Origin of the sequence: Hydrogenophaga sp. OTU3427 (assembly GCF_038440225.1) — a bacterium.
Taxonomy (GTDB): Bacteria; Pseudomonadota; Gammaproteobacteria; order Burkholderiales; family Burkholderiaceae_C; genus Hydrogenophaga.
The window spans coordinates 34,432-58,677 of sequence record NZ_JASATI010000028.1 but is presented as its reverse complement, the minus strand read 5'-3'; the positions used below and the strand labels follow the sequence as shown (position 1 = coordinate 58,677).

The window sequence follows — 24,246 nt, the reverse complement described above, 5'->3', positions numbered from 1 at the left end:
GCCATGGCGCACATCGGTATCGCCGGCGCCGGCCTGCTCGGCCGGCTGCTGGCCTGGCGCCTGCACGCCCTGGGGCACCGTGTCGAGGTGTTCGATCCCGCCGCCGGGCCCGGGCCGCGTTTCCACGCCGACGGGCCGACACCCGCTGGCGACGCCCAGTGCGCCGGCTTCTCGGCCGCCGGCATGCTCAGCCCGCTGGCCGAACTCGACAACGCCGAGCCCGCGCTGGCCGCGCTGGGTTGGCGCTCCATCGGCTTGTGGCGCGCCATCACCGCGGCCCTGCCACGGACGCCCATGCTGCGCGAACAGGGCAGCCTGCTGCTCGCGCACCGGCAGGACCTGGGCGCCGCCCAGCGCGTGCTGGATCGCCTGGCCCAAGCCCGGCGCTCGCCCGCCTGGCGCGCGCCCGATGGCCAGGATGCACCCCAGCCGCTGGACGCGGCGGCCCTGAGGGCTCTGGAGCCGGCGGTGCACGGCCCCGCCCACGCCTGGCACCTGCCGGGCGAGGGCCAGATCGACCCGGTCGCCACGCTGCTGGCCCTGGTGGACGGCGCACCCGGCGTGGGCTGGCACTGGGGCCGCCACATCGCCGAGGTCCACGAGCAGGGCGTGCTGGTGGACCAGGCCGGCGAGGCCATGGCCTTCGAGCACGTTCTCGATGTGCGTGGCTGCGGCGCCCGGCCCCAGGCGCCGGTGCGTGGCGTGCGCGGCGAAACCGTGTGGCTGCACGCGCCCGGCGTGGGCCTGCGCCGCCCGCTGCGCCTGCTGCACCCGCGCCACCGCGTCTACCTGGTGCCGCGCCCGGACGACGTGGTGGTGCTGGGCGCCAGCGAGATCGAAAGCGAGGACCGCTCGCCGGTGTCGCTCAAGAGCGCGGTCGAACTGATGGCCGCCGCCCACAGCGTGGTGCCGGCGCTGGCCGAGGCCCGCATCCTGCGGCTGGACGTGAACCTGCGCCCGGCCTACGCCGACCACGCACCCCGCATCGAGCACCACGGCCGGCGGCTGCGCATCAACGGCCTGTTCCGCCACGGCTGGCTGCTGGCGCCCGCGCTGGTGGAGCAGGCCCTGCGCGAGGCCGGCCTCGGAGAACTCTGCCCATGAACGACACCCTGTCCATCCAACTCGATGGCCGGCCGCACGCGGTCGCGCCCGACACCACCCTGGCCGACCTCGTGGCGGCCCTGGGCCACACACCCGAGGCCGTGGCCACCGCCGTCAACGGCGTCTTCGTGCCACGCCCGGCCCGCGATCAGGCATTGCGCGCGGGCGATGCCGTGCTGCTGTTCCAGGCCATCGTAGGAGGCTGACCATGACCGATACCCCGAATCACACCGACGACGTCAACAACGACATCCACAACGACACCTGGCGCGTCCAGGACACCGTGCTCCAGAGCCGCTTCCTGCTCGGCACCGCCGGCTATCCCTCGCCACGGGTGCTGTGCGACGCCGTGCGCGCCTCGGGCACGCAGATCGTCACCGTGGGCCTGCGCCGCCAGCTCGCGGCCGGCGGCGACAACGGCTTTGTCGAACTGCTGCGCCCGGTGCTGGCCGAGCGCGGTGCGCGCCTGCTGCCCAACACCGCCGGCTGCCGCAGCGCGCGCGAGGCCATCACCCTGGCCCACATGGCGCGCGAGCTGTTCGGCACCCCCTGGGTCAAGCTGGAGGTGGTGGGCGACGAACACACGCTGCAGCCCGATCCCTTCGAGCTGCTGGTGGCCGCGCGCCAGCTGGTGGCCGACGGCTTTGTGGTCTTTCCCTACTGCACCGACGACCTCGTCAGCGCGCGCCGCCTGCTCGACGCCGGCTGCCCCCTGCTCATGCCCTGGGGCGCGCCCATCGGTTCCGGCCAGGGCCTGATCAACCCCACCGCCCTGCGCACCCTGCGTGAGCGCCTGCCCGACACCGTGCTCATCATCGACGCCGGGCTGGGCGCGCCCTCGCACGCGGCACAGGCGCTGGAGATGGGCTTTGACGCCGTGCTGCTCAACTCCGCCGTGGCCCACGCGGGCGACCCCGTGGGCATGGCCGGTGCCTTCCGCGATGCCGTGCGCGCCGGCCGCCAGGCGCGGCGCAGCGGCGTGATGGCGCGCCAGGACTGCGCCGTGCCCAGCACGCCGGTGGCCGGTGATCCTTTCCTGCTGGGGGCGTGATGCAACAACCCCCCGTGATCTGGAGCGTGGCCGGTACCGACAGCGGCGGTGGCGCCGGCCTCAGCGCGGACCAGCGCGCCGCCGATGCCCTGGGTGTGCACCTGTGCCCGGTGGTGGCGGCGGTGACGGCGCAGAACTCGCTGGCCGTCACACGCGTTGAGGCCCTGCCGGTGGACTTGCTGGACGCGCAGTTTGCCGCCCTGGCATCGGACATGCCACCGCTGGCCCTCAAGACCGGCCTGCTCGGTGGCGTGGACCAGGTGCGCTGCGTGGCGCGCTGGGTGGACCGCCTGCGCGAGCGGGCGCCGCTGACCCTGGTGGTGGACCCGGTGCTGGGCGCCAGCACCGGCGCGCCCTTTGCCGACGCCGCCGTGCTGGACGCCTACCGCGAATGCTTGCTGCCGCGCGCCACCCTCGTCACGCCCAACCGCCGCGAGGCCACGCGCCTGCTGGGTCCGGCGGCGTCCGGCCTGGATGTGCCGGCCCAGGCGCAGGCCTTGCAGGCCCTGGGCACGCAGGCGGTGTGCATCACCGGCGGCGACCACCCGCTCGACGGGCAGCGCGCGATCGACTGGATGGCCACGCCCCACGCCAGCGGCTGGCTGTCGGGCGGCCGCGTCGACACGCCTCACCAGCACGGCACCGGCTGCACTTTCGCCACGGCCGCCGCCGCCGCACTGGCACGCGGCTTTGTGGCGGCCGACGCGCTGGTGCTGGCCAAGATGGCCACCGAACACGCGCTGCGCCTGGGGCGGGCGGCCGGGCAGGGCGCGGGGCCGGTGCGGGCGGCGCCGGGTTTTGCGGCGCACACCGAGGTGCCGCTGCTGTCCTGGGGGGTCGAGCCCGTGTTCCACGGCACGTCGGCCCGGCCCGAAGCCCAGCCGCTGGGCCTGTACGCCATCGCCGACAGCAGCGCGCAGCTGCGGGCCGCCCTGGCGGCCGGCGTGCGCACGCTGCAGTTGCGCATCAAGACGCCCGAGGTGCCCACGCCGGCCTGGCGGCAGGCGCTCGCGCAGGCGATCGCCGAGGCGGTGGCCGCGTGCGCGCGGGTGGGCGCACGCCTTTACGTCAACGACCACTGGGCCCTGGCCCACCGCCTGGGCGCGCCCGGCGTGCACCTGGGGCAGGAGGACCTGCTGGCCCTGGGCGAGGACGGACGCGCCGCGCTGCGCGCCAGCGGCCTGCGCTTGGGCGTGAGTTCGCACAGCCTGTGGGAACTGGCGCGGGCCCGCGCCCTGGCGCCCGACTACCTGGCCTGTGGCCCGGTCTGGCCCACGCTGACCAAGGCCATGCCCTGGCGACCGCAGGGCCTGGACAACCTGGCCTGGTGGTCCGCCCGGGCGGGCTGCCCGGTGGTGGCCATCGGCGGCATCCTGGCGGCCGGGCAGGTGACACAAGCCGCACAGGCCGGCGCCAGCGGCGTGTGTGTGGTGCGCGCGCTGGGCAGCGACCCCGCCAGCGCGGTGCCACCCCTGGCCGCCGCGCTGGCGGCGGCCGGCACGCAGGCCCGCCGCGCCGTGCCGGACCTGCCCACGCCCAGTCTCTGAGCGGGTACGCGACTTGCGAAGGACACGGCAGCCGATCGCGGCCCCTGTGTCCTCGTCACCTGTCCGGAGTGCCATGTTGTCCCCCATCGACCACTACCTGCAGGCCTTGCATGCCCGCCTGAGCGATGTCACCAGCGGCGAGCTGGCGAGCTACATCCCGGAACTGACCAAGGCCGACCCGGCCTGGCTGGGCATCAGCATCGTCACCATGGACGGCGTGGCCTACACCGTGGGGGATGCCGACCAGCTGTTCACCATCCAGTCCATCTCCAAGCCCTTTGTCTACGGCATGGCGCTGGCCGACCGCGGGCAGGAGAACATGGCCGAGAAGGTGGGGGTGGAGCCCAGCGGCGACGCCTTCAATTCCATCAGCCTGCATCCCCGAACTGGTGCGCCGCTCAACCCCATGATCAATGCTGGTGCGATCGCCACCACCAGTCTGGTGGCCGGGCGCACCACCGAGGCGCAGTGGGAGCGCATCGAGTCCTCGATCGCGACCTTCGTCGGCCACCCCGTCACGGTCGATGAGTCGGTCTACCGTTCCGAGAGCGCCACCGGCCACCGCAACCGTGCCATCGCCTGGATGCTCAAGAACTTCGGCATCGTCGAAGGCGAGCCCATGGACTCGCTGGAAAACTACTTCCGCCAGTGCGCGATCCAGGTGAGCTGCCGCGATCTGGCCTACATGGCCGCCACCCTCGCCAACGGCGGCGTGCACCCCCTGACGGGGCGGCGCGCGCTGCCGACCGAACACGTGGGCCAGGTGCTCAGCGTCATGGCCACCTGCGGCATGTACGACTTCGCCGGCAGCTGGCTTTACGAGGTGGGCATGCCGGCCAAGAGCGGGGTCGGCGGGGGCGTGATCGCCGTGGTGCCGGGGCGCTTCGGCATCGCCATCTTCTCGCCGCGCCTGGACGCCAAGGGCAACAGCGTGCGTGGCATCGAGGCCTGCCGCCACCTGTCGCGCGATTTTGGCCTGCACATGTTTCAGCAGGCGCGCGACCCGCGCCAGGCTCTGGGCCGGGTCTACACCGGGGCCGATGCGTCCTCGCGCCGCAAGCCGGCGGGGCCGGCGCGCCAGCACCTGATCGACCATGCCCACCGCATCAAGTACCTGTCGTTGCACGGCATGCTGGGGGTCGATGGCGTCGAATACGTCATCCGCTGCATGCTGGGCATGGCCGGCGACACCGACTGCTTCATCCTCGACATGAACCAGGTCTCGGGCCTGGCCGAGAGCGCGGCGCAGATGCTGCACGAGGTCCGTCGCGCGCTGGCGGCCGATGGCAAGCCGGTGGTGTGCTCGCGGGTGCACCGGCGCGCCGCCATCCTGCAGCCGCTGGCCAAGGCGGCGCGCAACCTGGACCGCGGTTTCCTGGTCTTCGAGGACAACGACCTGGCGGTGGAATGGTGTGAAAACCGCCTGTTGCAAGGCCTGGGCGCGACCGAGGAGCTGGCGGTGCCGCTGGCCGAGTCGCCGCTGCTGCGGGGCTTCAGCGACGACTTGCTGCGTCTCATGGACACCCACATGAGCACCGAAAGCTACACCGCCGGCGACTCCATCCTCAAGGCCGGCGAGGCCGGCGATGGCCGCATTTTCTTCATCGAGACCGGCCGCGTCAGCATCCTGGTGCCGCTGGACGACGGCGGACACCAGCGCATCTCGTCGCTGGGGCCGGGCATGGAGTTTGGCGAGATGACCCTGCTGGGCCAGACGCAACGCACCGCCTCGGTGGTGGCCGACAACGACGTGCGCTGCCGGGTGCTGCGGGTGAACGACCTGGAGCGCCTGGCGCAGCAGGCGCCGCAGGCCAAGATCCTGCTGCTGGAAAACCTGGCCAAGGACCTGGCGGTCAAGCTGCGCGGCGCCACGCAGTGGATCGCGGCCCTGGCCTGAGCGTCCGAGGCGTCGGCAGGGGCGCGTATTATGCGCAGTGACCGCCGCGCAGCGCCTGCCGCGTGGCCCCGCCACGAGGAGACCGCCCGCCATGCAATTGTTCGTCTGGGACCACCACTTCAGCACCGGCCTGCCCGAACTCGACGAGCAGCACCGCGCGCTGATCGATGTCTTCAACCGCTTGCACGACACCCTGTTCCATGCCGGTGTCGGCCACGAGGACCGCGACGCCGCGTTGCGCCGCGCCTTTGACCGGCTCATGAACTACGCGCGGGCGCAGTTCACCGCCGAAGAGACGCTGATGCGCGAAGCCGGCATCGACGAGCGCCACCAGGTCAAGCACCGGCGCCAGCACGAACAGTTCATCATCAACCTGCGCGAGATGTGGAACGGTCGCGAGACCCAGATCGACCTGCACGGGCGGCTGATGGGTTTCCTGGTGTCGTGGATCGGCCTGCACGTCCTGGGCGTGGATCCGTCCATGGTCCGCCAGCTGCGTCAGGTGCAGGCCGGGCGGGCCGCGGGCGATGCCTACGAGGACGAGCCCGGCGTGTCCGAACAAGGCCAGCGCGCCCTGCTCAACCTGGTGGGGCGCCTCTACATGGAGTTGTCGTCGCATGCGCGGGCACGCGACGCCGCGCTGGCCGCGGCCGATGCCGTGGCCGCGAGCGCCCAGGCCCTGCAGGAGCAGCTGGCCCGCCAGGGCCACTACGACGAAGACCTCAAGGCCGCCAACCCGCGCCTGTTCGAGAACCGGCTGGAGGAGGAGGCCGCGCGCGGTTTCCGCAACGAGTCACCGCTGTCGCTGCTGCTGCTCGACTGGGGCGACGCGTCCACCAACAACGAGGCCGACTTGCTGCGTGACGTGACCCATGCCGTGGCCGCCGAGATGAAACGCACCACCGACCTGGTGGCCTGCCTGGGGCCGCAGCGGGTGGCGGTGCTGTTGCCCGACACGCCTTACGAAGGTGCGCTGGCGGCCGGCCACCGTGTGGCCGCGGCCGTGGCCTCGCTGGGCCCGGTGCGCATGGGCGTGGCCGGCGCGGTGCCCCGGGCGCGTGGGTATGGCGCGGTGTTGTTGTCAGACGCCGAGGCCGACCTGCGCGCCGTGGCCTGAACGCGGCTCAGGTCGCCTGCGTGCGCGAGGCCAGGAAGGCCGACACGCTGGCGACGTTGTCCGGCGTGGTCAGCAGGCTGCCCAGCGTGGCCAGCCGGGGTGAGCGCAGGTAGCCCTGCAGGTGGTGCAGCTCGGCGCGCTCGTCCTGCGCCAGGTCGATGCCGGCCAGCGTGTCGAGTCCGCCGCAGGCCATGCGCTCGCCGAGGCGGGCGCAGAGGTAGGCCACGGCCTGACGGGGGGCTTCGGCGGCGTCCCGGGCCTGCGATACCGGCGCCATCAGCACCTGTTCGATCTGGCCCACGCCCTCGACGATGCTGGACGGCAGCTCCCACTCCCGCATCAACAGGCGTCCGATTTCGGGCGCGCACAGCCCCAGGGTGGCCTGCTGCGCCCGGTAGCGCTGGGGCAGGTCCAGCGACAGGTCGGTCATCTCTGGGCGCCCCCGGCCTTGCGCCAGCGCGGCCACCGCCATGTGGCCCACAAAGGACAGCACGACCTGGGTCACCAGGGCACCGGCCTCGGACAGCGGCAACTGCTTGGCCAGCCGGGTGCACAGTTCGCTGGCCAGGGCGCTGGCCGTCCAGAGCTGTTCGAACGCGCGCCGGGTGTCGGCGTTGTCGGCCTTGAAGGACTCGTCCAGCATGTACTGCAGGCTGATGCCACGCACCGTGTTCATGCCCAGAAAGGTGATCGCCTGGCCGATGCTCGTGACGGTCTTCTGCAGGCCGTAGAGCGGCGAGTTCACGGTCGACAGCACCTTGGCGGCGATCACCGGCTCGCCCAGCACCAGCTCGCTCATCTCGCTGGACGAGGCGGACGCGATGAACTCGGGCGAGATCAGCCGGTGCAGCGAACGCGGCGGACGCGGGATGCGGCGCAGCTCGGCTTGCAGTGCCTCCCGCTGCGCGGGCGGCAGGGTGTCGGCCGAGGTCAGTTGGAAATCCGCCAGCAGCGTGGGCAAGGGCCGTTCGGGCACCACAGGTGGGCTGGTCGCCGCGAGCGGCTGCGGCGCCAGCGGGTTGTCGACGATGCGCTGCTGCGCCGCCGCGCGCGCCGCCGGGGGAGCGGGCGGCGCGCCGTGGTCCCGCGGGGCGGGGGCTGGTGGCGCCGATGGCCGCTTCCACAGATAGATCGCGACGATGGCCACCAGCAAGGCGACAAGAATCAGGGCGGTGCTCATGGGGTTTCCGTGCGGCAAGTGGGTTGAAATCAGGGGGCGGGCAGCTGCTCCACCGGGACCGGACGGCCGAAGAGGTAACCCTGGAACAGGTGGCAGCCCGCCTGCAGCAGCATGTCGCGCTGGGCCGTGGTCTCCACCCCTTCGGCCAGGACCGACAGGTTGAGGTTGCGGCCCATGTCGACCACCGCCTTGACGATGGACAGGTCGTTGGCATCCAGCAGCAGGTCGCGCACGAAGCTCTGGTCGATCTTGAGCTGGTGCAGCGGCAGGCGCTTGAGGTAGTTGAGCGACGAGTAGCCGGTGCCGAAGTCGTCGAGCGACAGACGCACGCCGAGGGCCTTGAGGGCCTGCATCTTGGCGGTGGCGCCGCTCATGTCCTCCACCAGCTGGCTCTCGGTCAGCTCCAGCTCCAGGCGGTCGGGGCGGGCACCGGTTTCCTGCAGGATGTCGGTGACCTGGCGCACGAAATCCGGATGGTGCAGCTGGCGCGCGCTGATGTTGACCGCCACGCAAAGGTGCTCGCGCCCGGACACGCTGCTCCAGACATGGAGCTGCTGGCAGGCGGTGCGCAGTATCCACAGGCCCAGCGGTTCGATCAGGCCCGAGACCTCGGCCAGGCCGATGAAGCTGCCCGGAGGCACCAGCCCGCGCGTGGGGTGCTGCCAGCGCACCAGGGCCTCGACGCCGAACATCTGGCCACGCTCGTCCACCTGGGGCTGGTAGTGCAGCAGAAACTGGCCCTTGGCCATGCCATCGCGCAGGTCGGCTTCCAGCGCGGCGCGGGCCGCCGCCACCACCTCCATGTCGGAGCGGAAGAAGCGCACGCCGTTGCGGCCGCCGGACTTGGCCTGGGCCAGGGCCATGTCGGCGTGCTTGAGCACCGCGTCCACCGTGGTCTGAGGTTGGTTGAGCATGGCCACGCCGATGCTGGCCGAGACGCGGTGGCTCAGGCTGCCCAGCTCGAACGGGATCTCGCCCACGGTCTGCAGCAGCTTGGTGGCGGCCTGCTCGACCTGGCGCGTGGCCACCGCGGGCTGGGTGCCCAGCCCGCTCATGAGGATGGCGAACTCGTCGCTGCCCAGCCGCGCCACCAGATCGCCGGCGCGGGCGCAGGCGTTGAGGCGCTGCGCGACCTGCTGCAGCAGGAGGTCGCCCACGCGGTGGCCGTGCAGGTCGTTGAGGTGCTTGAAGTTGTCGATGTTGACCAGCAGCAGCGCGTGCTGGTGGTGGCCGGTGGTGGCGTCGTCCAGCAACTGCTGCAGCCGCTCGATCATCTGGCGCCGGTTGGCCAGGTGGGTCAGCGGGTCGTAGTAGGCGAGCTGGTGGATTTCCTGGGCGAACTGGCGCTGGTCGGTGATGTCGGTGGAGATGCCACACAGCGCGTAGATGTGGCCTTCGGTGTTGCGCAGCGGCATCTTCACCGACAGGTAGGTGCGCACCTCGCCTTCGTGGGTGCGGTTGGTTTCCTCCTCGACCAGGCGGTCCCCGCTGTCGAGCACCTGCTGGTCGACCGCGCGAAGCTGCAGCGTGGTGGTCGCGTCGAAAAAGGCGCTGTCGCCCTTGCCCACCACGTCCGGCAGCGCCTGGCCGAACAGTTCGCACACCTGGCGGTTGGCGTACAGGTAGCGCAGCTCGGTGTCCTTGATGTAGATGTAGGCATCCACGCTGTTGAGGATGGTGGCCAGCTTGTCCTCGCTGGCGCGCAGTTCACGGGTGCGCCGCCCGACCTCGCGCTTGAGCAGGGCCACGAAGGCCAACGCCAGCAGCAGCGCCGCGGCCACCGCGCCCAGGCTCCACCAGAGCACCGCCGGGATGCGCGAGCCATTGAGCGGCGCCCCCCAGTGCTTGAGGATCTGGAAATAGGTTGACGCTGGGTCGGCCTGCCAGGGACCGAGGCGGCGGTCGATGGCCGCCAGCAGCTCCGGGTTGAGGCCCTTGCCGGTGGCGTAGAACAGGCGCGATGGTTGGAAGATCAGTGGGGTGTCGTGCAGCTTGAAGCGTTGCGCGGCGAGGTCGCCGAAGTGGTGGTTGCTGGCCACCACGTCGGCCTGGCCCGCCGCCACCAGGCCAAAGGCGGCGTCGAAACTGGGGGCCGTGACAAAACGGGTGTTGAGTCCGAAGCCGGCCAGGAGGGTCTGCAGGTACTCTTGCTGGCTGGAGCCTTCCAGTACCGCCAGCCGTTTGCCCTGCAGGTCCAGCATGGACTCGGCGATCACGCCTTCCCGGCGGTACAGCTGCGACCAGCTGTGCAGCGCCGGCACCTGGTGGAAGTCGAACAGGCGCAGGCGGGCATCGGTGCGGGCGACGTCGGGCATCAGGTCGATGCGGCCGTTGTTGAGGCCGGCCAGGCAGGCCTCCCACTCGCAGGCCACGGGTTCGAGGGTCCAGCCCTCGGCCTGCGCCATCTCGCGCAGCACATCGCCCAGGATGCCACTGGGCTGACCGCCTTCGCCGGCCATGATCTTGGGCGGGTTGTGGTAGACGCCGACCCGCACCACGCGCGCCTGTGCCTGTGCCGAGGCAGCCACGCACAGGGCCAGGGCCAGGGACAGCGCTGTGGCGACTCGGAGCAGGGCGGAGCGACAGGGCATGGGCGGGTCGGTGGTCGGCGTGGCGATCGGCGCCGGATGAGCGTGGCGATGTTGGGGACGTACGGCCAAGGATACGATAGGCAAGTGGCCCAATCTGGAAAATTTTTAACAATTAAGTGGTTCCCTGACGCCTTCAGGAACCGCCTGGTGGTGGCCATCGTCACGCTGGCCTTGCTGGTGGGTTTTCCGATCTACCTCTACATCGGTCACGTCTATGGCCAGCAGGTGATGCGCGACCGTGAGCAGGCCCTGCAGAGTCTGGCCGAGTCCGTGGCGTCCACGGTGTCGGTCAACCTCGGCGAACGCCTGCGCGAGATCGGGCTGCTGGCGCGCATGCCGCTGCAGGCCGCCGATGTCTGGGCGCGGCCCATCGACGCCCAGACCCTGGCGGAGCTGCAGGAGGCCCATCCCACCTACGCCTGGATCGGCGTGGCCGATGCGCAGGGCGTGGTGCGGGTGGCGACCGGGGGGCTTTTGGTCGGGCAGTCGGTGTCGCAGCGTCCGTGGTTCAGCATGGGCCAGCGTGGCCCCTATCTGGGGGACCGCCACGAGGCCAAGCTGCTGCAGTCGCTGCTGGCGCCGCCCGGTGCCGATCCCTTGTATTTCATCGATGTGGCCGTGCCGTTGAAGGCGGTCGACGGGCAGGCGCCGGGTGTGCTGGCCGCTCATGTGCACTGGCGCTGGGCCGCCGAAGTGGTGGGCACCATCGTGCCGCGCAAGAGCGCGCGCCAGCAGATCGACGTGTTCCTGGTCGACTACCGTGGGCACATCAGCTTCCCCGACCAGCCTCAGGGGGGCGACCAGGTGCCGGCCGATCTACGGCCGGGGCCGCCGCAGCTCATCAACAGCTGGAGCGAGGGCTCGCCCTACGTGAGCGTGAGCGTGGCCGTGCCCGAGGTGCCGGGCGGCACGCCGCTGGGCTGGCGGGTGGTGGTGCGCCAGCCCTTGCACGCGGCGCTGGCCGAACTGCATGCCCTGCAGCAGGTGCTGCTGCTGGCCGCCGCCGCCGCCACGCTGCTGTTCCTGGGACTGGCCTGGTGGGGGGCGCGTGTCATCAGCCTGCCGCTGGAACAGCTGACCGTGCAGGCGCGGCGCATCCAGGACGGAGAAACGGGTGTCGAACTCGGCGCGCGTGGCGCCAGCGCCGAGATCCGGCGGCTGTCGGCCGCGCTCAAGGACATGGCCGCGACCCTGATCGCCCGCAAGAACGCGCTGGAGGAGAACAACCTGCATCTGGAGCACAAGGTGGCCGAGCGCACGGCCGAGCTGGCCCGCAGCAACGCCGCCCTGGAGCAACTGGCGCGCCACGACGCGCTGACCGGCCTGCCCAACCGGCTGGCCTCGGACGAGCGCCTGTCACAGGAGTTCGTGCGCTTCGTCCGCACCGGTCGGCCCTACAGCCTGATGGTGCTGGACGTGGACCATTTCAAGCGTGTCAACGACACCCATGGCCATGCGGTGGGCGACGAGGTGCTGCGGCAGGTGGCCAGGGTGGTGCGTGCGTCCCTGCGTGCCAGCGACTTCATCGGCCGCACCGGTGGCGAGGAGTTCCTGGCCCTCCTGCCCGACACCTCGCTGGAGGCCGCGGTGGCGGTCGCCCACAAGGTGCGCGCCGCGGCCGAAGCCCATCCGGTGGCGCCGGTCGGCACCGTCACCGTGAGCGTGGGCGTCAGCGAGGTGCAGCTCGCGCACCAGGACGCCGATGACGCGGTGCGTACGGCCGACAAATGCCTGTACCGCGCCAAGCGCGAGGGCCGCAACCGCGTGGTCAGCGAGCTGCTGTGATTCAGAATGGCGGCGCCGAGCCGAAGGCCAGGCGCCGCCCGCTGGTCGGGTGGGGCAGGTCGATGGCGCAGGCGTGCAGCAGCAGGCGTGGCGCGGCGGCCAGCGCGGCACCCTCGGCGTACAGCTCATCGCCCAGGATGGGGTGTCCCAGCGCCACCAGGTGCACCCGCAACTGGTGCGAACGGCCAGTGACCGGCTCCAGCGCCAGCCGGGCGCACGGCCCCAGGCCCGCCACGTCCTGCACGGCCAGCTGCCGCCAGCGCGTGTGGCTGGGTTTGCCCAGCGCGAAGTCCACCTTGCTCCTGGGGCGGTTGGGCCAGTCCACGATCAATGGCAGGTGGATGTCGTTCCAGCCGGTGGCGTCGGCGCCCGTGCCGTCGGGCACGCCGGCCACCAGCGCCTCGTAGCGCTTGTGCACCCGGCGTTCGGCGAAGGCGGCGCTCAAGCCGCGCTGGGCCTCGGCACCACGCGCCATCACCACCAGGCCCGACGTGCCCATGTCCAGCCGGTGCACCACCAGCGCGTCGGGGTAGAGGGCCTGGGCGCGCGCGCTCAGGCAGTCGGCCTTGTCCGGCCCGCGCCCGGGCACACACAGCAGGCCGGCGGGTTTGTCCAGCACCAGCAGTTTGTCGTCGGCATACGAGACCAACACCCCATCGGGCACGTCCGGCGCGTAGATCACAGTTCCGCGGCCTCCACCAGGAAACGCACCCGCTTCTGGCCCTGCCACTCGTCGGCGTCGAGGCGGAAGGCCAGCTTGACGCGGGCCGGCAGCGGCTGGTCGTGGCCGAACCAGATGCCATCGACCGGCGCGCCCTGGTGGCGCAGCTTGAGCGCCAGGTGCTTTTCGCCCACGATGCGCTGCGACAGCACCTCCACCTCCTCGCAGAACACCGGCGGCGCGAAGCCCTGGCCCCAGACCTCGGCGTGCAAGGTGTCCACCACCTCGGCGCGGCGGTACTGCGGGTCCAGCGGGCCGTCGGTCTCCAGCCGGCGCAACAGGGTTTCGGCGTCCAGCCATTCGCTGGCCACCTGGGCCAGGCCTTGTTCGAAGGCGTCCAGGCCGTCCTCGCTGATCGTGCAGCCCGCCGCCATGGCATGGCCGCCGAAGCGCAGCAGCACGCCGGGGTGGCGCTTGGCCACCAGGTCCAGCGCGTCGCGCAGGTGAAACCCGGGGATGGAGCGGCCCGAGCCCTTGAGTTCGTGCGATTTGCCCGCCGCCGCGCTGGCGGCGAACACGAAGGTGGGGCGGTGCAGCTTGTCTTTGAGGCGGGAGGCCACGATGCCCACCACGCCCTCGTGGAAGTCGGGGTCGAACACGGTCACGGCCGGCGGCGGTGCCTCGTCCTCGTCGAACAGCTGTTCGGCCAGCAGCAGGGCCTGCTCGCGCATGTCGCCCTCGATCGCCTTGCGCTCGCGGTTGATGCCGTCCAGCGTGCGCGCCAGCTCGTCGGCCCGCGCGGCGTCGTCGGTGATCAGGCATTCGATGCCCAGGGTCATGTCGGCCAGGCGGCCAGCGGCGTTCAGGCGCGGGCCGAGGGCAAAACCGAAGTCGAAGGCCGTGGCCACCTGCGGCCGGCGCGTGGCCACCGCGAACAGGGCCGCCATGCCGACGGGCAGGGCGCCGGCGCGCACGCGCTTCAAGCCTTGCGACACGAGGCGGCGGTTGTGCGGGTCCAGCTTGACCACGTCGGCCACCGTGCCCAGGGCCACGAGGGGCAGCAAGGTATCGATTTTCGGCTGGGTGGCCGGGGTGAACACACCCCGCGCGCGCAGCTCGGCCCGCAGCGCCAGCAGCACGTAGAACATCACGCCCACGCCAGCGATGGATTTGCTCTCGAAGGGGCAGCCGGGCTGGTTGGGGTTGACGATGACGCAGTCGTCGGGCACCACCGGCTGGCCATTCACCACGGCGGGCAGGTGGTGGTCGGTCACCAGCACGGACAGGCCCAGGTCACGCGCGGCGCGCACGCCGTCCAGGCTGGCGATGCCGTTGTCCACCGTGACCAGCAGGTCGGCGCCGCTGGCCTGGACGCGCTGGGCGATGCTGGGCGTGAGGCCGTAGCCGTCGTTGACACGGTCGGGCACCAGGTAGGCCACGTTGGCAAAGCCCATGGGCGCGCCCAGCAGGCGCAGGCCACGCACGCCCACGGCGCAGGCGGTGGCGCCGTCGCAGTCGTAGTCGGCCACGATGCAGATGCGCTGGTTCGCCGCCATGGCGTCGGCCAGCAGGCGGGCGGCGTCCTGCGTGCCCTTCATCCGGTCGGGCGGCAGCAGGCGGGCCAGGGTGTCGTCGAGTTCGTCCGGGCCACGCACGCCCCGGGCGGCGTACAGGCGGGCCAGCAGCGGGTGGATGCCGGCCTGCTCCAGCGCCCAGGCGGCGCGCGGGGGCACGTCGCGGGTGATGAGTTTCATAGGGTGGTCACAAACGTGGTGTCGGGCGCGCGCAGGGCACGGCGCAGGCGCTGGATCAGCGAGGGCGCCGGGGTGTTGAAGGTCTGGGCCGCGCGTTCGCCGCCCAGGGTGAGACGCAGTGCCTCGCCACGTTCGGCCCGGGGCAGCCAGTGGGCCGCGATGTCGGCGTCGATGGCGGCCCAGGCGGTGGCGTGGCCGGCCGCATCGGCCGCGCGGGTGGGGGGCAGCAGCCGTGCGTCCACCGTGACGTCGGCGCTGGGCGACACGGGCTGCGGCAGCACGCCGGCGCCGGTGATCCAGAAGGCGTTGACCGGCAGCCGGCCCTGGGCCTGGCGTTCGTCGCTGACCGGGTGGGTGTAGAACAGCATCTGCATCTCGCTCTGCAGGCGGCGCAGGCCGGGGTGGTGGCCGGTGGAGGCTTGCAGCATGTCGGGCGTGATGGCACGGCCACAGACGCGGTCCAGCGACACGGTGCGCAGCTTGCGGAACACCTCGCCGCTGGCCAGCCAGGCGCCTGGCGCGTGGGCGGCCAGCGTGATGCCGTCCTCGGCGAAGTAGGGCGCGGCAGCCCTCATCAAGGCTTCCGACTGCGCGGCGTCCAGCGCCAGGCTGTCGGGATCGGACAAGGCCACGTGCTGGGCACCGATCTGCCAGTGGCAGGGCCGGACCCAGGCACAGGGAGTACCGACCGTGCCGCTCTCGAAGGCGGCCCAGGGCGTGAAGCCTGCCTCCGAGGGCAGGCCATGTACCTGGGCAAGCAGCAGCTCGTGCGGCAGGGCCGGGCTGTCCTCGCCCGGTTCGATGCGCCCGGCCGGCGCCAGGTGGCGCAGCAGGCGCAGCAGGTGCGGGGGCAGGGGGGTGGCGCTGCCGTCGGGTGCGGGGGCGGCGGGAATCAGCAAATGCGAGGAATGCGGTGGGGCCATGGCGGTGATTGTCCGGGATGCCACAATCGCCGCCGGAACCTGATCCATGCAAATCCCTTACGAACTGTCCCTGGGCTGGCGCTACACCCGCGCCGGCCGCGCCACGCGGCGCAATGGCTTCATCTCCTTCATCTCCGGCGTGTCCATGCTGGGCATTGCGCTGGGCGTGGCCGCGCTCATCATCGTGCTCAGCGTGATGAACGGTTTTCAGAAGGAGGTGCGCGACCGCATGCTGGGCGTGTTGTCCCACATCGAGGTCTTCACCCCCAGCGGCGAGGCCATCCCCGACCTGCCCCGCACGCTGGCCGAGATCCAGCGCCACCCGCAGGTGCTGGGGGCCGCGCCCTTCATCGGCGCGCAGGGCCTGATCGCGCGCGGCGAGGACATGAAGGGCGCCATCGTGCGGGGCATCGACCCGGCGCTGGAGCCCCGCGTCACCGAACTGGCGGCGCAGTTGTCCGCCACCGTGCTGCCGCGCCTGGCGCCAGGGCAGTTCGGCATCGTGCTGGGCGGTGAGCTGGCACGCAGCCTGGGCGTGCGCGAGGGCGACACGGTCACGCTGATCGCGCCCAGCGGCCAGGTGACACCGGCCGGCGTGGTGCCGCGCATCAAGCAGATGACGGTGGTGGGAACCTTCGATTCCGGCCACTTCGAATACGACTCCGGCCTGGCCCTGCTGCACCAGGACGACGCCGCTCGCATCTTCCGCCTCGAAGGGCCCACCGGCGTGCGCGTCAGGCTGCAGGACCTGCAGAAGGCGCGCGAGGTGGCGGTGCAGATCGCCGGCTCGCTCAGCGGCGACCTGCTGGTGCGCGACTGGACGCGCCAGAACCGCACCTGGTTCGCCGCCGTGCAGCTCGAAAAACGCATGATGTTCATCATCCTCACCCTGATCGTGGCGGTGGCCGCCTTCAACCTGGTGAGCACGCTGGTGATGACCGTGACCGACAAGCGCGCCGACATCGCCATCCTGCGCACCCTGGGTGCCAGCCCGCGCAGCATCATGGGCGTGTTCGTGGTGCAGGGCGCCATGGTGGGCGTGATCGGCACCCTCAGCGGCCTGGCCCTGGGCCTGCTGGTGGCCTTCAACATCGACACCCTGGTGCCCGCGCTCGAACGCCTGCTGGGCGCGACCTTCCTGCCGCAGGACATCTACCTGATCAGCCGCATGCCCAGCGACCCGCAGTCGACCGACATCGTGCCCATCGCGGTGATTTCGCTGGTGCTGGCCTTTGTGGCCACGCTGTACCCCAGCTGGCGGGCCAGCCGCGTGAACCCTGCCGAGGCCTTGCGCTATGAGTGAAATCGTGCTCCAGGCCCAAGGCCTGACCAAACGTTTCCACGAAGGCCGGCTCGACGTGACCGTGCTCAAGGGCGTGGACCTGCGGGTGCGGGCCGGCGAGACGTTGGCCATCGTTGGCGCCTCCGGCTCGGGCAAGAGCACGCTGCTGCACCTGCTGGGCGGGCTGGACGCGCCCACGGCGGGCGAGGTGCAGCTGCTGGGCCAGAACCTGGCCGGCCTCGGTGCCGCGCAGCAGGGCGAGCTGCGCAACCGCCACCTGGGTTTTGTCTACCAGTTCCACCACCTGCTGCCCGAATTCAGCGCCCGCGACAACGTGGCCATGCCGCTGTGGATACGCCGCCAGCCGCGCGAGGACGCGGCCCGCACGGCGGCGGCCATGCTGGCGCGGGTGGGCCTGGCCGAGCGCCTGATGCACCGGCCGGCCGAGCTGTCGGGTGGCGAACGCCAGCGGGTGGCGATCGCGCGCGCCCTGGTCACGCGCCCGGCCTGTGTGCTGGCCGACGAGCCCACGGGCAACCTCGACCGGGGCAGCGCGGCGGCCGTGTTCGAGCTGATGCTGGAGCTGGCGCGTTCGCAGGGCACGGCTTTTGTGCTGGTGACCCACGACGAAAGCCTGGCCGCGCGCTGCGACCGCCGCCTGCGCCTGACCGCCGGTCAACTGGCCGAAGACCCGGTGCGCCCGCCGGAGCACGCCCTGGGTTGAAAGGCACGGCATGGCGCACTGGCTCAAGCTCGGTCTGCGTCTGGCGACGGTGCTGCTGCCGCTGCTGCTGGCCCTGATGCACGCCACCGGCGTGCAGCGGCTGGAGCTGCTGACGCGGCTGGAGGCCATGGCCTTTGACGCCCGCCTGCTGGCCCTGATGCCACGCACGCTGGACGAACGCATCGTCATCCTCGACATCGACGAAAAGAGCCTGGCCGAGATCGGCCACTGGCCCTGGTCGCGCAACCACCTGGCGCAACTGGTGGACCGGCTGTTCGACGAGCAGCAGGTGGCCGCGCTGGGCGTGGACATCGTCTTCGCCGAGCCCGACGACCGCTCGGGTCTGGGCCAGCTCAAGGCCCTGGCCCAGGGCGAGCTGCGCGATGACCCGCGCTTTCTCGCCCGCCTGCCCGAGCTGGCCCGCCGGCTGGACCACGACCAGCGTTTTGCCGACGCCCTGCGCGAGCGGCCGGTGGTGCTGGGCTATTACTTCACCGCGGACCGTGGCGCCCTGCGCTCGGGCCGCCTGCCGGCGCCGGTGCTGACCGACGACGGGCTGAAGGCCCAGGGGCAGGCGCCTTTCCAGGCCACCGCGTGGGACGGCTTTGGCAGCAACATCGCCAAGCTCGCCGAGGCCGCGCCGCAGGCCGGCTTTTTCAATCCGGTGACCGACAGCGACGGTGTCGTGCGGTCGCTGCCGCTGCTGGCGCGCCACGAAGGCGGCTACTACGAGTCGCTGGCACTGGCGCTGATGCGCGCGGTCTCGGGCGGCGCGACCGTGGTGCCGATCCCGGCCCCGGGCAGCGGCGGCCAGGGCGCGGCGCCGGTGCTGGCCGGCGTGGGGCTGGAGCTGGGCGGCAGCCGCATGTCGATCGCGGTCGACAGCCGGGCCGCGGTGCTGATCCCCTTCCGGGGCCCGGGCGGCCCGCAGGGCGGCTCCTTCACCTACCTGTCCGCCGCGGACGTGGTCAAGGGGCGGCTTGCGCCCGAGGCGCTGCGCGACAGGATCGTCTTGCTGGGCACCACCGCGCCCGGCCTGCAGGACCTGCGCGCCACGCCGGTGGGCGAGGCCTACCCCGGGGTGGAAACCCACGCCAACCTGCTGTCGGCCTGGCTGGACGGGCATTCGCTGGTCCAGCCCGACTACGCCGTGGGCTACGAGGTGGCGGTGCTGCTGCTCGGCGGCGTGCTGCTGCTGGTGGGCCTGCCGCGCCTGAGCGCCTGGTGGTCTGCCGTGCTGGCCTCGGCGCTGGTGGGGACCCTGGTGGCGCTGAACCTGTGGCTGTGGGGCGCCCACGGCCTGGTGCTGCCGGTGGCCACGCCGGCGCTGATGGTGGTGCTGGCCTACGTGCTGCACACCAGCCACGCCTACTTCGTCGAGAGCCGCGCCAAACGCGAGCTGGCCCTGCTGTTCGGCAGCTACGTGCCGCCCGAGCTGGTGAACGAGATGGTGAAGGCGCCGGAGCGCTACAGCATGCGCGCCGAGGAGCGCGAGCTGACCGTGATGTTCAGCGACATGCGGGGTTTCACGCAGCTGTCCGAGACCATGACCGCCGCCGACATGCAGGCGCTGCTCAACCGGGTGTTCAGCCGCTTGACCCAGGCGATCCGGCAGCGCCGCGGCACCATCGACAAATACATGGGCGATTGCGTGATGGCCTTCTGGGGCGCGCCGGTGCCCGAGGCCGGCCACGCGCGCCTGGCGGTGCTGGCGGCGCTGGCCATGCGCCGCGCCGTCACCGAAGTCAATGACAGCCACCGCGCCATGGGCCTGCCCGCCATCGGCATGGGGGTGGGCCTGAACACCGGCACCATGTGTGTGGGCGACATGGGCTCGGACCTGCGCCGCTCCTACACCGTGATCGGCGACGCGGTCAACCTGGGTTCGCGGCTGGAGGGGCTGGGCAAACACTACGGCGTCGACATCGTCGTCAGCGACAGCACGCGCGAGCAGGCCGGCGACGGTTTTGCCTGGCAGGAGTTGGACACCGTCAGGGTCAAGGGCAAGGACCGGGCCGTGACCATCTACGGCGTGCTCGACGAGGACACCGCGAACGGGGCGGAACTGGCGGCCTGGTCCCTTTGTCTGGACGCCTGTCGTCGCCAGGACTGGCCACAGGCGCAGGTGCTGCTGGCGCAGCTGCAGCGGGAGCAGCCCGCCAAGCGGCTCTATGGCCTGTACGCCGAACGCGTGGCCGACTGGGGCCAGCGGCCTTTTGATCCCGACTGGCAACTGGTCACGAACTTCGAGACCAAGTAGCGCGGCGCGCCAGGGGCGGTCAGGACGGTGATTTCTTGGCGGGTGCCTTGGTGGCGGGAGGCGATGCCGGTACCGCGGGTTTGGCCTGTGCCGGCGTGGCGGGCGCCGCGCTGGCGGGGGTGGCGCTGGCCAGGCTCACACGCTGTTTCACCGCCACCGGCCGCGCCGTCGCGTAGTCGTCAAAGCGCCGGCCCATGGCCGCCTGCAGCGAGGCCAGGCGCTGCGTGGTGGGCGGGTGCGTGGCCAGGGCCAGCAGGTAGGCCGGATCGTCCGGGCGCACGGTGGACAGGGTCTGCAGCACCGTGGGCAGGCCGAAGGGGTCCAGCCCCGCGCGGGTGGCGATGGACACGCCATGGCTGTCGGCCTCGAACTCGTCGCTGCGGTCCAGGCCCTTGCTGTAGAGGTTCTTGCCCAGGTTCATCAGTTGCGAGGCCACCACGCCGCCCACGGGGTTGCGCACCTGGCTGGCGGCCAGCTGCGTGGCCAGGCTGGCGCGGGCCGACTTGGCCAGCGCCAGCAGGTGGTGCTTTTTCTCGATGTGCACGATCTCGTGCGCCAGCACACCCGCGAGTTCGGCTTCGCTGAGGGTCTTGTCCAGCAGGCCCTTGGTGACGAACACAAAGCCGCCGGGGGCCGCGAAGGCGTTGACGCCGCCGTCGTCCAGCACCACGAACAGCCAGGGCAGGTGGGGGCGGCTGGAGTGCAGCGCCAGCCAGCGGCCCAGCTCGTTCACGTAGCGCTGGGTGCGCGGGTCCTTGAGCGCGGGCTTGGCGCCCAGCAGCACCGCGGCCAGGTTGCGGCCGATCTCGATTTCCTTGGGTTCGTCGATTTTTTCCACCGACTGCGCCAGCAGCTGTATCAGGCCCATGGCATCGTTGGCCGACTGGCCACCGGGCCCGATGGGCAGGGCGGTCGCGATGGCCGGCATGGCGGCGGTGGCCGATTGTGCGCTGGCGCCCAGCGAGCGCAGGGCGTCGCCCATCGAGCCGCTGCTGCCCGTGTTGCCGCCCGTGGTGGGGGCGGTGGCCACGCAGGCACTGAGGCTGGCGGCGGCGATCAGGCCCTGGGCCAGGCGCACGACAGGGCGGCGCAGACGCGGGTTCAAGGACGTGGAGGTGGTGTGCTTCATGACCTTGCCTCACTGGGCCTGGATGGCCGAAGCCGGGGCGGTCGGGGTGACCGGGTCGAGGTCGGCCACCTGGCGCGACTTGAAACCCGCACGCTGGGCAAACTGGCGGGCCTGGGCCTCGCTCACCTTGTATTGCCCGGCGGCGTCCACGGCCTGCAGGTTGGGGCTGGCCTTGGCCAGGTCGTCGGCGTCCAGGCCGCGTATGCCCACGGTGGACGTGGCCACGGTGCCCGAGGTGGCGCCACTGGGGCTGAAGGCCTGGCCCAGCGAACGCAGGGCGCTGGTGCCGCTGTTGCCTGTGGTGGCGGCCGCTGGCGCGTTGCCCTGCAGGTCGAACATGTGCAGCCAGCCGATCTTGCCGTCGCTGGTGCGCACGCGGCGGAAGGGGCCCTGGCGGTCCTCCAGGCGGGTCACCGTGGTGTCGGCCGGCAGCCGGGTGGACTTGGCGTTGGCCTGCGGCCCCTCACGCAGCTCCACGTCGCGCTTGACCGTGAAGACCTCCTGGGCCGACACCCAGGGGCTGACCGCCAGCACCCAGGACAGCAGCCAACCCCACCGACTCACCCGCGCAAAACCCATATGGAACACCTTGACGGCGCCGACTTGGCGCATTTAAGAAAGTTTAACGTTTGTAGGGGGTGGTGCCTATGCCGGTGGGCCACCGCCAGGCCAGGTCGGTGGTGGCGTTCAGGGACGCGTATCAGGGTTTGTTCGCATTTGAATATCAGCAAGTACGAATATAGTTAAAACCTCAATGCCGGCCGATGACGCCGGTGTGTGGAGCCTTCACCCGAACAAGGAACACGTTGTGTCGGAAGATCTGAGTCAAACCATCGGCCGTGTCCGGCCCGCGCCCGAGCACTTCCTCGATGCCGGGACGCTGGAGCTGGCACGCAAGGCACGCCGACGTTTCATGGGCGCTGCCCTGGCCATGGGCGCGGGTGTGGCCACGTCGGCGCGGGCCGTGGCGTCCGAGGGCGAGGCGGCCATTCTTCAGTTGCCCGCGCACAGCACCGGCCTGGGCCTCCCGGTGGCGACCGATGGCTACGGCAAGCCCAGCCAGTGGGAGGCCAATCTGCAGCGCCGCCAGAGCCCGGGCCTGACGCGGGTGAACCAGGCCTCGGTGAGTTTCACGCCGCTGCAAGGCCTGTTCGGCATCATCACGCCCAGCGGCCTGCATTTCGAACGCCACCACCAGGGCTGGTGGGACATCGATCCCAGCCAGCACCGGCTGATGGTCAATGGCCTGGTGAAGCGGGCGCGGGTCTTCACCATGGACGACCTGATGCGCCTGCCCAGCGTTTCGCGCATCCATTTCATCGAATGTGGCGCCAACTCGGCCACCGAGTGGGGCAACGTGGCCGTGCCCACGGTGCAGTACAGCCACGGCATGGTGAGCTGCTCCGAGTTCACCGGCGTGCTGTTGTCCACCCTGCTGGAGATGTGTGGCTACGACAGGAAGGCCGCGCGCTACGTGCTGGCCGAAGGCGCCGACGGCTCGTCGATGACGCGCACCCTCGCCATTGAACGCGCGATGGACGACTGCATCGTGGCCTGGGCCATGAACGGCGAGATGCTGCGCCCCGAGAACGGCTATCCGCTGCGCCTGGTGGTGCCGGGCGTGCAGGGCGTGAGCTGGGTCAAGTACCTGCGCCGCCTCGAGGTGGGCGACCAGAAGTGGGCGACCAAGGACGAGGCCATCCACTACATCGACCACATGCCCGACGGCACGCACCGCCAGTACACCGGCGTCCAGGAATGCAAGAGCGTGATCACCACGCCCTCGGGCGGGCAGACGCTGCTGGACAAGGGTTTCTACAACGTCACCGGCCTGGCCTGGTCGGGCCGGGGCAGCATCAAGCGGGTGGACGTGAGCGTGGACGGCGGGCGCAACTGGCGCACCGCGCGCCTGGAGGGGCCGTTGCTGCCCAAGGCGCTGGCCCGTTTCAACATCGACTGGGTCTGGGGTGGCCAGCCAGCCATCCTGCAAAGCCGCGCCATCGACAGCACCGGCTACGTGCAGCCCAAGATCAACCAGCTGCGCGCCGTGCGCGGCACCCGCTCGATCTACCACCAGAACGCCATCCAGTCCTGGCGGGTGTCGGCCAACGGCGAAGTCTCCAACGTGCAGGTGTACTGACCATGCCGACGATCAAATCCCTGGCGGTGCTGGTGCTGGCCGCCCTGATCGGGGCGCCCGCCCTGGCCCAGCCCAAGCCCTGGCAGCACATCGGCCGCGACGCCACGCCCGCCGAGGTCAAGGCCTGGGACATCGATGTGCGGCCCGACTTCAAGGGCCTGCCCCCGGGCGCCGGCAGCGTGGCCCTGGGCGAGACGGTGTGGGAGTCCAAGTGCGCCTCTTGCCACGGCAGCTTTGGCGAGTCCAACGAGGTGTTCACTCCCATCATCGGCGGCACCACCCCCGCCGACATCGCCAGCGGCCGTGTCAAGGGCCTGGAGGAGGGCAAGAGCATCGTGCCGCAGAAAACCACCATGATGAAAGTGGCCACGCTGTCGACGCTGTGGGACTACATCAACCGCGCCATGCCCTGGAACGCGCCCAAGACGCTCAAGACCGAGGAGGTCTATGGCGTGACGGCCTACCTGCTGCACCTGGCCGAGGTGGTGCCGGCCGACTTCACCCTGAGCGACCGCAACATCGCCGAGGCGCAGCAACGGTTGCCCAACCGCAACGGCATGGTGTTCCACGAACCGCTGTGGAACACCCGCGGCAAGGGCGACGTGAACAACGTCGCCTGCATGAAAGACTGCCCGGTGGACGCGCAGATCCGCTCGGCCTTGCCTGACTTCGCCCGCGACGCCCACGGCAACATCGCGCTGCAGAACCGTGTGGTCGGCCCGGTGCGCGGGGCCGACACCACCCGGCCCGCGCCGCCGGCCTTGCCCACGCGTGGCGGCCCGTCGGTGGCGCCCGTGGTGGTGGCCCGTGCGGGTGCCGGCGCCCCGGGCCTGCTCGTGGCCCATGGCTGCACCGCGTGCCACGGTGTGAGCCACCGGATCGTCGGGCCGGGCTTCATGGAGGTGGCGACCAAACACCAGGGCCGCGCCGACCTGGAGGCCTACCTGGTGAACAAAATCAAATCCGGCGGATCAGGGGTGTATGGCAGTGTGCCCATGCCGGCCCAGCCCCAGCTGTCGGACACCGATGCCAGGACCCTGGCCCAATGGATTGCCGCAGGTTCCCAGTGACGCACCCGTGATGGACGTAAGCTTCCACAAC

General features: G+C 71.2%; 19 protein-coding genes. 12 read left to right on the top strand and 7 right to left on the bottom strand.

The genetic code is table 11. From position 1 onward, the window contains the following. The first annotated feature begins 3 nt into the window (after positions 1-3). The 6 genes from AAHB17_RS16205 (at position 4) to AAHB17_RS16180 (ending at position 6,716) form a co-directional block, all read left to right on the top strand. Positions 4-1,104 (top strand): FAD-dependent oxidoreductase, encoded by a 1,101-nt coding sequence (locus AAHB17_RS16205; protein ID WP_342131674.1) that lies wholly within the window; start codon positions 4-6, stop codon positions 1,102-1,104. Beyond that, positions 1,101-1,310 (top strand): sulfur carrier protein ThiS, encoded by a 210-nt coding sequence (gene thiS / locus AAHB17_RS16200; protein WP_342131673.1) that lies wholly within the window; start codon positions 1,101-1,103, stop codon positions 1,308-1,310. The genes AAHB17_RS16205 and thiS overlap by 4 nt, the downstream gene beginning before the upstream one ends. A gap of 2 nt (positions 1,311-1,312) precedes the next feature. Continuing rightward, a complete protein-coding gene (locus AAHB17_RS16195) occupies positions 1,313-2,155 on the top strand; it encodes a thiazole synthase (protein ID WP_342131672.1) in 843 nt (280 codons plus the stop codon). Further along, the gene (gene thiD, locus AAHB17_RS16190) at positions 2,155-3,702 is read left to right on the top strand and encodes a bifunctional hydroxymethylpyrimidine kinase/phosphomethylpyrimidine kinase (protein ID WP_342131671.1); all 1,548 of its coding nucleotides are present in this window, start codon (positions 2,155-2,157) and stop codon (positions 3,700-3,702) included. The genes AAHB17_RS16195 and thiD overlap by 1 nt, the downstream gene beginning before the upstream one ends. 73 nt (positions 3,703-3,775) lie before the next feature. After that, positions 3,776-5,599, top strand: a complete 1,824-nt coding sequence (gene glsA / locus AAHB17_RS16185) for a glutaminase A (RefSeq protein ID WP_342131670.1) — start codon at positions 3,776-3,778, stop codon at positions 5,597-5,599. Positions 5,600-5,690: 91 nt separating this feature from the next. Next, complete coding sequence (locus tag AAHB17_RS16180) at positions 5,691-6,716, top strand: hemerythrin domain-containing protein (protein ID WP_342131669.1); 1,026 nt, start codon at positions 5,691-5,693, stop codon at positions 6,714-6,716. A 7-nt stretch (positions 6,717-6,723) separates the two neighbouring features. Here AAHB17_RS16180 and AAHB17_RS16175 read toward each other — a convergent pair whose 3' ends face one another. Together AAHB17_RS16175 and AAHB17_RS16170 are read right to left on the bottom strand one after the other, a co-directional pair. Continuing rightward, the gene (locus AAHB17_RS16175) at positions 6,724-7,896 is read right to left on the bottom strand and encodes an HDOD domain-containing protein (RefSeq protein ID WP_342131668.1); all 1,173 of its coding nucleotides are present in this window, start codon (positions 7,894-7,896) and stop codon (positions 6,724-6,726) included. A 29-nt stretch (positions 7,897-7,925) separates the two neighbouring features. Beyond that, complete coding sequence (locus AAHB17_RS16170) at positions 7,926-10,487, bottom strand: EAL domain-containing protein (RefSeq protein ID WP_342131667.1); 2,562 nt, start codon at positions 10,485-10,487, stop codon at positions 7,926-7,928. Positions 10,488-10,634: 147 nt separating this feature from the next. On the opposite strand from AAHB17_RS16170, the gene AAHB17_RS16165 reads away from it, so the two are divergent. Then, entirely contained in the window at positions 10,635-12,272 is a 1,638-nt protein-coding gene (locus tag AAHB17_RS16165) for a diguanylate cyclase (protein ID WP_342131666.1), read from the top strand. Between the two features lies 1 nt (position 12,273). Here AAHB17_RS16165 and AAHB17_RS16160 read toward each other — a convergent pair whose 3' ends face one another. Genes AAHB17_RS16160 through AAHB17_RS16150 form a run of 3 tightly spaced genes read right to left on the bottom strand, consistent with a single transcriptional unit; the run spans position 12,274 to position 15,610 of the window. Next, positions 12,274-12,951 (bottom strand): RluA family pseudouridine synthase, encoded by a 678-nt coding sequence (locus tag AAHB17_RS16160; RefSeq protein ID WP_342131684.1) that lies wholly within the window; start codon positions 12,949-12,951, stop codon positions 12,274-12,276. Continuing rightward, positions 12,951-14,687 carry a single-stranded-DNA-specific exonuclease RecJ gene (gene recJ / locus AAHB17_RS16155; RefSeq protein ID WP_342131665.1) on the bottom strand — a complete coding sequence of 579 codons (1,737 nt, stop codon included), beginning with the start codon at positions 14,685-14,687 and terminating at the stop codon, positions 12,951-12,953. The genes AAHB17_RS16160 and recJ overlap by 1 nt, the downstream gene beginning before the upstream one ends. Then, entirely contained in the window at positions 14,684-15,610 is a 927-nt protein-coding gene (locus AAHB17_RS16150) for a phosphoglycerate mutase (RefSeq protein ID WP_342131664.1), read from the bottom strand. Before AAHB17_RS16150 ends, recJ begins: the two co-directional genes overlap by 4 nt. Positions 15,611-15,656: 46 nt before the next feature. Here AAHB17_RS16150 and AAHB17_RS16145 point away from each other — a divergent pair, with 46 nt between their 5' ends. From AAHB17_RS16145 to AAHB17_RS16135, 3 genes are read left to right on the top strand one after another with little or no spacing between them, the layout of a single operon-like run. Next, positions 15,657-16,913: a lipoprotein-releasing ABC transporter permease subunit gene (locus AAHB17_RS16145; RefSeq protein ID WP_342131663.1), complete on the top strand. Its 1,257-nt coding sequence runs from the start codon at positions 15,657-15,659 to the stop codon at positions 16,911-16,913. Beyond that, positions 16,906-17,616, top strand: coding sequence for a lipoprotein-releasing ABC transporter ATP-binding protein LolD (lolD, locus tag AAHB17_RS16140; RefSeq protein ID WP_342131662.1), 711 nt, complete (start codon positions 16,906-16,908; stop codon positions 17,614-17,616). Before AAHB17_RS16145 ends, lolD begins: the two co-directional genes overlap by 8 nt. A 10-nt stretch (positions 17,617-17,626) precedes the next feature. Then, complete coding sequence (locus AAHB17_RS16135) at positions 17,627-19,876, top strand: CHASE2 domain-containing protein (protein ID WP_342131661.1); 2,250 nt, start codon at positions 17,627-17,629, stop codon at positions 19,874-19,876. A gap of 19 nt (positions 19,877-19,895) precedes the next feature. Here AAHB17_RS16135 and AAHB17_RS16130 read toward each other — a convergent pair whose 3' ends face one another. Further along, positions 19,896-21,005: a M48 family metalloprotease gene (locus AAHB17_RS16130; protein ID WP_342131660.1), complete on the bottom strand. Its 1,110-nt coding sequence runs from the start codon at positions 21,003-21,005 to the stop codon at positions 19,896-19,898. Between the two features lie 9 nt (positions 21,006-21,014). Next, complete coding sequence (locus AAHB17_RS16125; RefSeq protein ID WP_342131659.1) at positions 21,015-21,617, bottom strand: SH3 domain-containing protein; 603 nt, start codon at positions 21,615-21,617, stop codon at positions 21,015-21,017. A gap of 196 nt (positions 21,618-21,813) precedes the next feature. Between AAHB17_RS16125 and soxC the strand changes: the two genes are divergently transcribed. Both soxC and AAHB17_RS16115 read left to right on the top strand, forming a co-directional pair. Further along, positions 21,814-23,145 (top strand): sulfite dehydrogenase, encoded by a 1,332-nt coding sequence (soxC, locus tag AAHB17_RS16120; protein ID WP_342131658.1) that lies wholly within the window; start codon positions 21,814-21,816, stop codon positions 23,143-23,145. A 2-nt stretch (positions 23,146-23,147) separates the two neighbouring features. After that, positions 23,148-24,215 carry a c-type cytochrome gene (locus AAHB17_RS16115; protein WP_342131657.1) on the top strand — a complete coding sequence of 356 codons (1,068 nt, stop codon included), beginning with the start codon at positions 23,148-23,150 and terminating at the stop codon, positions 24,213-24,215. Positions 24,216-24,246 lie beyond the last annotated feature (31 nt).